The sequence below is a fragment of the Sphingomonas pseudosanguinis genome, assembly GCF_052056765.1.
GTDB classification, from domain to species: domain Bacteria; phylum Pseudomonadota; class Alphaproteobacteria; order Sphingomonadales; family Sphingomonadaceae; genus Sphingomonas; species Sphingomonas pseudosanguinis.
Genome location: NZ_CP189888.1, coordinates 1,134,540 through 1,145,857 on the forward strand (window position 1 = coordinate 1,134,540; position 11,318 = coordinate 1,145,857).

10 protein-coding genes are annotated in these 11,318 nt (G+C 67.1%); 9 read left to right on the forward strand and 1 reads right to left on the reverse strand.

Going from position 1 to position 11,318, the window contains the following annotated elements:
- The 7 genes from ACQHGV_RS05100 to ACQHGV_RS05130 all read left to right on the forward strand — a co-directional run bounded on the left by ACQHGV_RS05100 (position 1) and on the right by ACQHGV_RS05130 (position 7,293).
- The gene (locus ACQHGV_RS05100) at positions 1–1,551 is read left to right on the forward strand and encodes an NADH-quinone oxidoreductase subunit M (RefSeq protein ID WP_440980146.1); all 1,551 of its coding nucleotides are present in this window, start codon (positions 1–3) and stop codon (positions 1,549–1,551) included.
- Positions 1,551–3,014: an NADH-quinone oxidoreductase subunit NuoN gene (gene nuoN, locus ACQHGV_RS05105; protein ID WP_440979677.1), complete on the forward strand. Its 1,464-nt coding sequence runs from the start codon at positions 1,551–1,553 to the stop codon at positions 3,012–3,014. The genes ACQHGV_RS05100 and nuoN overlap by 1 nt, the downstream gene beginning before the upstream one ends.
- Positions 3,015–3,019: 5 nt before the next feature.
- Positions 3,020–3,724, forward strand: coding sequence for a biotin--[acetyl-CoA-carboxylase] ligase (locus tag ACQHGV_RS05110; RefSeq protein WP_440979678.1), 705 nt, complete (start codon positions 3,020–3,022; stop codon positions 3,722–3,724).
- 9 nt (positions 3,725–3,733) lie between these two features.
- Positions 3,734–4,513, forward strand: a complete 780-nt coding sequence (locus tag ACQHGV_RS05115; protein ID WP_440979679.1) for a type III pantothenate kinase — start codon at positions 3,734–3,736, stop codon at positions 4,511–4,513.
- Between the two features lie 141 nt (positions 4,514–4,654).
- Complete coding sequence (locus ACQHGV_RS05120) at positions 4,655–6,289, forward strand: ribonuclease J (protein WP_440979680.1); 1,635 nt, start codon at positions 4,655–4,657, stop codon at positions 6,287–6,289.
- 4 nt (positions 6,290–6,293) lie between these two features.
- Positions 6,294–6,569, forward strand: a complete 276-nt coding sequence (locus tag ACQHGV_RS05125; protein ID WP_440979681.1) for a DUF1467 family protein — start codon at positions 6,294–6,296, stop codon at positions 6,567–6,569.
- Between the two features lies 1 nt (position 6,570).
- Positions 6,571–7,293 (forward strand): helix-turn-helix transcriptional regulator, encoded by a 723-nt coding sequence (locus ACQHGV_RS05130; RefSeq protein ID WP_440979682.1) that lies wholly within the window; start codon positions 6,571–6,573, stop codon positions 7,291–7,293.
- A 32-nt stretch (positions 7,294–7,325) separates the two neighbouring features.
- On the opposite strand, the gene ACQHGV_RS05135 is transcribed toward ACQHGV_RS05130, so the two are convergent.
- A complete protein-coding gene (locus ACQHGV_RS05135; RefSeq protein WP_440979683.1) occupies positions 7,326–9,650 on the reverse strand; it encodes a hypothetical protein in 2,325 nt (774 codons plus the stop codon).
- 101 nt (positions 9,651–9,751) lie between these two features.
- Between ACQHGV_RS05135 and ACQHGV_RS05140 the strand changes: the two genes are divergently transcribed.
- Both ACQHGV_RS05140 and ACQHGV_RS05145 read left to right on the forward strand, forming a co-directional pair.
- Positions 9,752–10,045 (forward strand): Hpt domain-containing protein, encoded by a 294-nt coding sequence (locus ACQHGV_RS05140; protein WP_440979684.1) that lies wholly within the window; start codon positions 9,752–9,754, stop codon positions 10,043–10,045.
- 119 nt (positions 10,046–10,164) lie between these two features.
- Complete coding sequence (locus tag ACQHGV_RS05145; protein WP_440979685.1) at positions 10,165–11,295, forward strand: hypothetical protein; 1,131 nt, start codon at positions 10,165–10,167, stop codon at positions 11,293–11,295.
- Positions 11,296–11,318 lie beyond the last annotated feature (23 nt).

The following is an 11,318-nucleotide window of genomic DNA, read 5'->3' on the forward strand; positions in this document are numbered from 1 at the left end:
ATGCAGGGCTTCCCGATCCTCTCCGTCATGCTGGCGGTCCCGGCTGTTGCCGCGATCGCCTGCCTTTTCCTCAACGCGAACGGCGCGCGCATGCTGGCGCTCGCCGCCACGCTGATCGACTTCGTCCTGGGCATCGTGCTCTGGACGCAGTTCGACGTCGGCGGTGCGCAGTGGCAGTTCGTCGAGCATGCCCCCGGCATCTTCGGCCCGTTCGGCTGGTCGCTCGGCATCGACGGTTTCGCGCTGCTGCTGATCATGCTCAGTGTGTTCCTGATGCCGATCTGCATCGGCGCCAGCTGGCGCGCGATCGACAAGCGCGTTCCCGAATATATGGGCCTGTTCCTGTTCACCGAAGTGCTGATGATCGGCACCTTCGCGGCGCAGGATCTGTTCCTCTTCTACGTCTTCTTCGAAGCCGGCCTGATCCCGATGTATCTCATCATCGGTATCTGGGGCGGGGCGAACCGCATCTACGCGTCGTACAAGTTCTTCCTGTACACGCTGCTCGGCTCGCTCCTCATGTTCGTCGCGATGCTCTATATGGCGCGCACGGCGGGCACGACCTCGATCCCGGCGCTTCTCGCCTATGACTTCCCGGCCTCGGTCCAGACCTGGTTGTGGATCGCCTTTTTCGCCTCGTTCGCGGTCAAGATGCCGATGTGGCCGGTCCACACCTGGCTGCCCGACGCGCACGTTCAGGCGCCGACGGCGGGTTCGGTCATTCTGGCGGGCGTGTTGCTGAAGCTGGGCGGCTATGGCTTCCTGCGCTTCCTGTTGCCGATGTTCCCGGAGGCGAGCGGACAGCTGACCTGGCTGATCTTCGCGCTGTCGGCGGTGGCGGTGATCTATGCCTCACTGGTCGCGCTGGTGCAGTCCGACATGAAGAAGCTGATCGCCTATTCGTCGGTCGCGCACATGGCGATCGTGACCATCGGCCTCTATGCCTTCAACCAGCAGGGCATCGAAGGCGCGATGATCATGATGCTCAGCCATGGTTTGGTGTCGGGCGCGCTCTTCCTGTGCGTCGGCGTCATCTATGACCGGCTGCACACCCGCGAGATCGCGCGGTACGGCGGGTTGTCGATCAACATGCCCAAATATGCCGTGCTGTTCCTGTTCTTCACCATGGCGTCGATCGGTCTGCCGGGCACCAGCGGCTTTGTCGCCGAGTTCCTGTCGCTGATGGGCACCTATCAGGTGTCGACTTGGACCGCGCTGCTCTGCACGACCGGCATCATCCTGGGTGCGGCGTACATGCTCTATCTCTATCGGCGGGTCGCTTACGGCGAGATCAAGTCGGATGAGGTTGCGGCGATGCCCGACCTGACGAGCCGGGAGCTGTGGCTGCTCGCCCCGATCGCGGCGGTGACGCTATGGATGGGTGTCTATCCGGAGAGCTTCCTCGCGCCGATGCGCAAGGACGTGCAGGTCCTGCTTCAGCGGATCGATCGGGCGAACCCGGGTTCGGACAGCCGTCCGACCGCCGGTAATCCTGCACTCGCGACTGCCCACACCCCTGAGCACCAAGCTGCGCACGGGGAGGCGCACTGATGAGCTATTCGTTGAACCTTCTGATGGTCCTGCCCGAGCTGGTGCTGAGCCTAGGCGCGATCGCGCTCATGCTCGTCGCCGCCTGGGGTGGGACGAACGCCACGCGCGGCATCTCGATCGCGGCGGTGTTCGTGCTGGCCGGCGCGATGGTCGCGCTTGCCGGGCCGTCGACGACCGGTGGGCTGGCCTTTGGCGGTCTGTACCGCGCGGACGCCTTTGCCGGTTTCGCCAAGGTGCTGATCTATCTGGCGACCGCCGTGGCGATCATCATGGCGCCGCGCTTCTTCGCCCGCTCGCCGGGTGAGGATCTGCGGCCCGAATATCCCATCCTGATGCTGCTCTCGGCGGTCGGCATGGGCATGATGGTGTCGGCGGGCGATCTGCTGACCCTCTATGTCGGTCTCGAACTGCAGAGCCTGTCGGCCTATGTGCTGGCGAGCTTCATGCGTCGCGACGGTCGTTCGGCCGAAGCGGGCCTGAAATATTTCGTCCTCGGCGCGCTGGCCTCGGGCATCCTGCTCTATGGTATCTCGCTGGTCTACGGCTTCTCGGGTTCGACCGACTTCGCGCAGATTGCGGGCGCTTATGGCCGCGACGCGGCGATGGGCACGCGTTCGCTGGGTCTGGTCTTCGGCCTGGTGTTCGTCTTCGCCGGCCTGGCGTTCAAGATGTCGGCGGTGCCGTTTCACATGTGGACCCCGGACGTCTATGAAGGCGCGCCGACCCCTGTGACCGCTTTCTTCGCCTCGGCCCCCAAGGTTGCGGCGATGGCGCTGGCCATCCGCGTCGCCGTCGAGGCCATGGGCTCGGCGGTGCAGCAGTGGCAGCAGATCGTGACCTTCGCGGCGCTCGCGTCGATCATCCTGGGTGCGGTCGCGGCGATCGGGCAGACCAATATCAAGCGTCTGCTCGCCTATTCGTCGATCAACAATGTCGGTTTTGCCCTCATCGGTCTGGCGGCGGGCACGGCGCAGGGCGTCGCGGCGGTGCTGACCTATCTGACGATCTACGTCATCATGACGCTGGGTGCGTTCCTGATCGTCATCCGCATGCGTGACGAGCAGGGCAATCCGCTGGAGTCGATCGCCAGCCTGTCGGGCCTGTCGCGCACGCGTCCGGCACTCGCCTGGGCGATGGCGTTCTTCATGTTCTCGGTCGCGGGTATTCCGCCGCTGCTCGGCTTCTACGCCAAGTTCGCGGTGTTCAACGCGGCGGTTGCGGCGGGGCTGTTCCCGCTAGCGGTGATCGGCGTCGTCGCCTCGGTGATTGGTGCCTATTATTACCTGCGCATCGTCAAGACGATGTTCTTCGATGAACCGGCGGGTGCCTGGGACAATAGCGAGGCGCAGCCCGTCGAGAACGGCCTGATCGCGCTGTCGGCACTGTTCGTATCGCCGGTCGGCTATCTGCTGATCCCGGTGCTCGGCGCATGGTCGCTGGCGGCGGCTCGAGCGCTGTTCTGAGCCGATTGCTCCACGTCCCGGAGACGGGATCGACCAATGCCGATCTTCGCCAGCTTGCGGAAGCAGGCGGTGAAGACGGCCTCTGGCTCCGCGCCGACCGCCAGACGGCAGGGCGCGGACGCCAGGGGCGGGACTGGTCCTCGCCCTCGGGCAATTTCTACGGGTCAACACTGGTCCGGCTGCGGCCCGGCGATCCGATGGCAGCCACATTGGCACTGGTCGCCGCCGTCGCCATCGAGGATGCGGTGGCGGCGTGCCTGTCGGGCACCACGACGCGCGCGATGCTCAAATGGCCCAATGATCTGTTGATCGACGGAGCCAAGCTGTCGGGCATTTTACTGGAGCGCACCGGCGATGCGGTCATCATCGGCATGGGGATCAATCTGGCGTCGGCCCCGCAGCTACCCGACCGCGCCACGACCGCGCTGGTCGATCATGGCGTCGATGTCGCGCCCGCGACGATGCAGGCGCTGCTCGCCGAAGCCATGACCCGCTGGCTCGCCGTCTGGCGCGAGCAGGGATTGGGCGCGATCGTCCAGCGTTGGGAGGCGCGGGCGCATCCGCGCGGAACACCGCTGACCGCACATTTGCCCGATGGGCAGGTCCTGAAGGGGGCGTTCGACGGTCTTGCGCATGACGGCGCATTGCGGCTGGCCTTGGCGGATGGCACGGCGCATGTCATCCATGCCGGCGATATCTTCCTGGTCTGAGGGACTTTCATGCTGCTTGCCATCGATGCCGGGAACACGAACGTGGTCTTCGCGCTGCTCGAGGGGCGGACGATCAAGGGCCGCTGGCGGATCGCGACCGATCCCCGCCGGACGGGCGACGAATATGCGGTATGGCTCAGCCAGTTGCTGGCGCTGGAAGGCTATGCGCGCGAGGATGTGACCGGCGTCATCATCGCCACGGTCGTGCCGCGCGCGCTCCATAATCTTCAGGTGCTGGCGCAGAAATATTTCAAGGTCGATCCCTTGATCGCCGGCCGTGCGCCGGTGGAATGGGGGATCGCGATCGACGTCGATGAACCCGCCTCGCTGGGCGCCGACCGCGCGGTCAACACGATCGCGGCACATGCGCTTCATCCCGGCGACCTGATCACCATCGATTTCGGCACAGCGACGACCTTCGACATCAGCGACTATCAGGGCGCCTATAAGGGTGGGATCATCGCGCCCGGCATCAACCTGTCGCTCGATGCGCTGGTGACCGCCGCCGCCAAGCTGCCGCGCATCGCGATCGAGGCGCCGGAGAGCCGCAGCGTGATCGGCCGCAATACGGTCGACCAGATGCATATCGGTATCTTCTGGGGCTATATCGCGATGATCGAGGGTCTGGTCGCACGTCTGAAGGCGCAGGTCGGGCGGCCGGTCAAGGTACTCGCCACCGGTGGTCTGGCCGCGCTGCTGAGCCCGCACACCGATGTATTCGATCATATCGAGCCCGATCTGACCATTCAGGGGCTGGCGATCCTGTGGGAACGCGCCCATATCGGGTAAACAGAATTTGGTTCGGGCAGCCCGCGAATATCCGCAGGGCGTTCGAGCCACGCATGAGATGACCGCGCCCTGACCGGCGCAATCCCTATGCCCCATGGCCTCCGCTTGCAGCGGGGCGGGGCTTCTATTGTCAGGAAGTGAATGACTCCGAAGAAAGAATTGCTGTTCTGCGCGCTCGGTGGATCGGGCGAAATCGGCATGAACGTGAACCTGTACGGCACCGAAGGTAAGTGGGTGATGGTCGATTGCGGCATCACCTTCGCCGATCCGGCCTATCCGGGCATCGACGTGATCCTGCCCGACCTCAGCTTTATCGAGGATCGGCTGGACGATCTGGTCGGCATCGTGCTGACCCATGGTCATGAAGACCATATCGGCGCGCTGCCCTATCTGGCCGAGGATCTGGGCGTGCCCATCTACGCCACCGCCTTCACCGCCGGGCTGGTGCGCGGCAAGCTGGAGGAAGAGGGCAGCGCCAACCGCGTCAAGCTGCGCGTGATGGAGGCGGGCAAGACGTTCGAGGTCGGCCCGTTCGACTTCACCTTCGTGCCGCTGTCGCACTCGATCCCCGAAGCCAACGCGCTGCTGATCGAGACCGCTGTCGGCCGCGTCTTCCATACCGGCGACTGGAAGCTCGATCAGACCCCCGTCATCGGCAAGCCCGCCAGTCCAGCGCAGCTGTCGTCGATCGGCGACATGGGCGTCGACGTGTTGGTGTGCGACTCCACCAACGCCTTCAACACCGAGGCGTCGGGTTCGGAAGCCAGCGTGCGCCCCGGCATCGCCGAGACGGTTGCCAAGGCCAAGGGGCGCGTGGTCGTCACCACCTTCGCATCCAACGCCGCGCGTCTGGTAACGCTGGGCGAGGTCGCTAAGGAAACCGGGCGCAAGCTGTGCGTCACCGGCCGCTCGCTCGACCGGATTTTGAAGGTCGGCCGCGCCTGTGGCTACTTCAAGGGCTTCCCCGAGGTCGTCGATCCCGAGACGGCGATGCGGCTGCCCAAGGACCGCGTGCTGATCGTCGCAACCGGTGGGCAGGGTGAGCCGCGCGCGGCGCTGTCGCGCATCGCCGAGGGTAGCCACACGATCCGGCTCGACACCGGCGACACGGTGATCTTCTCGGCGCGCCAGATTCCGGGCAACGAGACGGCGGTCGGTCGTATCCAGAACATCCTGGCGGGCAAGGGCGTCCGCATGGTCACCGAGCGGCAGGCGCATGTCCATGTCTCGGGCCACCCCGGCCAGCCCGAACTGGCGCAGATGTACAAGTGGCTGCGCCCGCGCACGCTGATGCCCGTCCACGGCGAGATGCGTCACATGATGGAACATGCCCGCTTCGCCACGACGCGGGGCGTGCCGCAGACCCTCGTCCAGTCGGACGGCGACATGGTCCGCCTGCTGCCCGGCAATGCGACCAAGATCGGTAATGTGCCGGTTGGGCGGCTGGTACTGGACGGCGACGTCATCCTGCCGTCGGACGGCTCGACGATGAACGAGCGGCGCAAGCTGGCGATCAGTGGCCAGATCTCGGTCGGTGTCGCGGTCGCCAAGGGGCGGCTGGTCGGCAGCCCGCAGGTTCGCGTGCAGGGCGTGCCGGTCGAGGACGAGCGCGACGCCTTCATCGCCGAGGCGGTGGCGGCCGCCGCAAAGGCGGTCGACGGCCCGCGTCGTGCGACCGACAAGTTGCGCGAGGACATCCGCCTCTCTGTGCGCAAGGTCGCGACGCGCTGGACCGGCAAGAAGCCGATCGTCGACGTCCTGCTGATCGAGGGATAAGACCATGCACTGGACGTCGGCCCTTGCGATCTACGTCCTGTTCTGGTTCCTCGCCGTGTTCCTGGTCCTGCCCTTCGGGGTCAGGACCACGCACGAGGCGGGGGGCGAGCATATCCCCGGCACGGCGGAAAGCGCGCCGCATGTGTTCCTGGTCGGGCGCTTCCTGCTGCGTACGACGATCACCGCGACGGTGATGTTCGCGCTGTTCTATCTCAACTATGTCAATGGCTGGATCACCGCCGACATGCTCGATTGGAGCGGGGTGAGCCGGGGCGTCTGACATGGCGCGCCCGTCCCGCCTGTTGGATATTCTCCATCTGCTGCATCGCCAGGTCGGTGTCGTGCCCGGCCGGCAAATGGCCGAGCAGCTCGGCATGTCACCGCGTGCCTTGGATCGTGACATCGCGACGCTCCGGGCGCTGGGGGGCGAAATTGAAGGCGACGCCGAGCACGGCTATCACTTGCCCCCCGGAATATTGCTGGCGCCGTTGCATTTCCCGGTCGAGGAGGTCGAGGCGCTGCTCTTGGGCGTGATCGAGGTCGCCAGGCATGCCGACCCGGACACGACGCGGGCGGCGCGCCGTGCCGCCGCACGGATCATGGCCGCGATGACGCCGGAACAGGCCATGGCGATGCGGTCCACCCTGTCGTGTATCGATATAGACGCCGAGGATCATGAGGGGAGTGAACCCCTGGAACTGGACGCCGCCATTCGGGGGGAGCGGCGGATGCATCTCCTCTATCGTGACATCGATGGCGATCCGTCGCGGCGCATCATCTGGCCCTTCGCGACCGGCCTGTACAACCGCGCGGAAGTGCTGCTCGGCTGGTGCGAATTGCGCGGCGATTACCGGACCTTCCGCATCGATCGCATCGTTGGCGCACGCCTGCTAGCCGATCGCTATCCCCGCCGCCGGACCAGTTTGTTGCGCGAATGGCGCCAGCGGCGGGACATCGAGCACGACCGCTACCGGCTGGATGTGTTCGAGGTCCCACAGGAATAGAGCGGACTGGGCGGCTGATACATCGTCAGCCGTCAACGAAGCCGCTCGATCGCCTGGGCGAGCGCGACATAGAGCTTGCCCATATCCGACGACAGCAACGTCACGCCCAGTGGCGATCCGTCGCGCTGGGCCAGCACGCCGCGCAGCATCGCCTCGAAGTCATGGATATAGCGGTTCACATGCTCGCGGAACTTGGTGTCCTGATCATAGAGATCGGCGATGTCGCGCGCCTGATGCGAGTCGAGGATACGCACCGCGCGCCGGGTGAAGACGCCGCGATCACCCTTCAGATAGGCCGCCCAGGCGCTGTCGGTGACTTCGGGCGCGTAGATTTTGGCGATGTCGATCGAGGCGGAGTTGAGCGACTCCACTAAGAGCGAGGCACGCCGTGCGAAATTGTCGCGGTCGGCGTCCTCGCGTTCGGTGCGGGCTTCCTCGATCCGGCTTTCGACGACCGCGGTCTTCTCCGCGATCAGCTCGGCCTGACGCGCCAGCCGTTCGGTCGCGCGGGTCGCGGCCTCGACCGCGCTTTGCGTTGCGTCGACAATGGCATGGACCTGTCGCTCGACCGTGTTGCCGGTGGCGCGGCGCATCGCCTCGGCGCTGGCATGCTCCAGCACGCTCGCCGCCTCCGGGATGACGTTGGCCAGCGTCTCGCGCGCGCTGTCGGCGGCCGTCACGGCGGTTTCGCGGACGCGGAGCAGCGCGTCGACCAGCTTGGGCGCGGCCTCGTCGGCGAACTGGTTCGTGCGGTCGATCGTCTCCTCGACCATCATGCCCAGCGCATCCGCCTTGGCGCGGCCGGTCGATAGCGTTTCGATCAGCGTGCCCGACAGGGTTTCCAGCGTCTGGCGCTGCTCGGCGATGACCTCGGCGATCGCTTCGATCGCTTCGTGGGTGCTTTCGGCGGCGGTCACCAGCGCCAGCAATTCGGGCTTGGTCCGGACGACGATCTCATGGCTGCCCACGATCCGCTGGTCGAGCCGCGCCAGCGCCTCGGGCAGCGTCTCGTCGATCTCGCGTGCGGCGGCATCCAGCGCGATCAGCAGCGTCTCGGTCGTGCCGATCACGCGATTGGCCATGCTCTCGCCCGCCTCCAGCGCGCCGGTCATCGCATCCGCCGATCCGCCCAGCGCGCTGATCGAGGCGGCGAGCATCTGCGACTTTTCGGTGCCTTGGACATGGAGCGTCGCGATGCGCGTCTCGACCCGGTCGAGCTGCGCGTCGAGCGTGTCGACGATCGCCTCGCCCGCGATCCGTTGCGCCTCCAGTTCGGCGGTCAGGCGGGTCACCGCGCCGTCGACCTGGGTCAGTCGCTCGGCCAGCGCATCGGCGCTGTCGCGGGCCGCGATGTCGAGCGCCTGCTGGTTCTCGCCGACCATCGCGACCAACGCCTCACCCTGTTCGGCGATGCCCTGACGCGACTGGTCGAGCGCCTGCGCGGCCCGATCGAGCAGCGCGTCGATGGTCGCCGCGACATGGGCGGTGACGGTGTCCAGATGCGCGCTCGCCGCGCGGCCGGTCGCTTCCATCTGTTCCAGATGCGTGGCCAGACGCTGCGCGGCGCCGCTGGCGATCGTATCGGCATCCTGCCCGCGCCGGCCGAGCGCGACCAGCTGCGCGTCGAGCGCGGTGGCATGGCTCTGCGCCGAGCGGGCGGCCTCCGCCATCCGGTCGCTCGCCTCGCCGACTTCGTCCACGGCATGGGGCAGCGCGTCGAGCAGATGCGCGAGATTGGACTGGCTGGTGCCCGCGACATCGGCCAGCGTGCGGCCATGCGCCTCGACCATCTGGATGTCGTCGGCCAGGTCGCGGGCGATGGCGTTGAAGCGGGTTTCGGCGGCCTGCGCCATCTCCGCCAGCGCCACGGCCTGCGCTGACAATTCGCCGCGATTGGCCTCCAGCATGCGGCCGATGGCGGCGACCGCACTCTCCAGCGCTAGCGCCTCGTCTCGCATGTCGCGCGCGGTCAGCGCGAAGCGGCGCTGCTCGGCGCGGCTGCTACGCTGTGCGATCAGCCAGAGGATCGCGACCAGCATCGGCCCGGCGAGCGCCAGCGTCAGGATCGGGGCGAAGCTGGCGGGCGTCACCGACAACGATCCGGCAAGCCCCCACAGGACGACGCCGACCAACCAGAGCGTGGACAGTGCGATGGCGGCGAACAGCGGCCAACGGGGGGCGGGCGGCTCGGCGGGGATGCCGACCCGATCCTCCAGCCAGACCTGCGCCGGCTGGCCGGGGGCGGGGGGCGTCATGGGGTCGGCGACGTCGAAGGGTTGCGGCGCGTCGTCGGCGATCGACGCTTCGTCCAGCAGGTCCGATCTGTCCTGACGCTCCGCGCGCAAATCCACGATCATCCAAGCCCCCGTGTCACAATGGGTCGGTTTATCACGTTTGCCGGCGGCAGAAAGCGAATTGCGCTATTCCGTGCAGGAGCTTCCGGTTTATGGGAGCAACCATGACCTATGAACGCGGAACGATCGACGCTGCCCTGGCAGCGGTTGCGGGTGACGAACCGGCCGTGATCCAGGATTTGCGTATCGCTTTCGTCGACAGTGCGACCCGCGCGCTGGAGGCGATGCACATGGCCCAGGGCGGCGCTGAATGGCGCGAGGCCGCGTTGCGGCTGAAGGGGCTGGCGGCCAGCGTCAATGCGCTGCCGCTGATGACGCTGGCCGGCCAGGCGGCGGACATGGACGAGGCCGATCCCGCCCTGCTCGAGCGGATCGGCGAGGTCGTCGCCCGGCTGTAAGGCTTCTGCACAAGCGGCGCGGGACGGGGCTGGCATGCACGCCCCCAAGCGCCTAACAGCGACCGATGTTGTCCGGGCTATTATTTGCGATCGACGATGCTGAAGACCGCCCCGGGCGGTTGACGGCCACCCTGCCATTCGCCGGCGTGACCCTGATCGAGTATCAGGCGCGGCTGCTGATCGCCGCCGGTGCGGCGCAGGTGATCATCGTCGTCGCGCGCCTGACCCCCGAATTGCTGGGCGCGATTGCCCGGATCGCGCAGCGTGGCGTGGTGGTCGATACCGTGCGCAGCGCCGTCGAGGCGGCCGAGAAGCTGCACCCGCTGTCGCGCCTGGTCGTGCTGGCCGATGGCCTGATCACCACCGAGGAGACGATCGCGCTGGTCCTGCGCGACACCGGCCATGACGCGTTGATGGTCGTGCCCGAGGCGGGAGCGGAGGCCGGGCTGGAGCGTGTCGGCGGTCAGATGGCCTGGGCCGGCGTCGCGCGCGTCGATCCGCGCCGCGTAGCCGAGGTAGCAGCGCTGCCGCGCGACTATGACCTGCAATCGACGCTGCTGCGTCTCGCGGCGCAGGCGCATGCGACCCATATCCTGTTGCCGGCCGAGGCGGAGCGGGCGGGGCACGGCATCGTCCATCGCGGTGAGACGCTGGATGCGCGGGGCCGTGCGGTCGTCGCGCGGCTGGTGTCGGGGCGGCGGAGCTGGTTCGATCGCTACGTCCTCGCCCCGGTGGCGCGCTTCGCGCTGCCGCGTCTGGTCGAGCGGGCGGTGCCCGCGCATGTCGCGGGCGGCGCGGGGGTCGGCCTTGGCGCGCTGGGGCTGATCCTGATTCTCTTTGGGCTGCCCGCGCTTGGCCTATGCATGGCGATCGCGGGGACGCTCGGGCTGGGGCTGGGGGAGACGCTGGCGGGCCTGCGCGACGAACAGCCGGCGGCCAAGGCGCAGTCGGCCGCCATCGCCGCGCTGACCGCCATCGTGGTCGCGGGGCTCGGCTGGCAATATTACGGCGTTGCCGGGGACGAACTGGGGCCGGTGCTGGCGCTGATGCTGGTCATCCTCGGCATTCTGGCGGAGCGCGCCGCGCTCTATCGTTTTCGCCGGCGCTGGTGGGCCAGCCCGCCGGCCTATCTGCTGGTGATGCTCCCCGCGACGATGCTGGGCATCGGCCTGTGGGGGCTGGCGCTGGCGGGGGTGTATGCGATTGCGACATTGGCGTCCGCAATCGAGACATTACGCGCACAAGTTTAGTGTCGCATTAAGATCATAGGGGT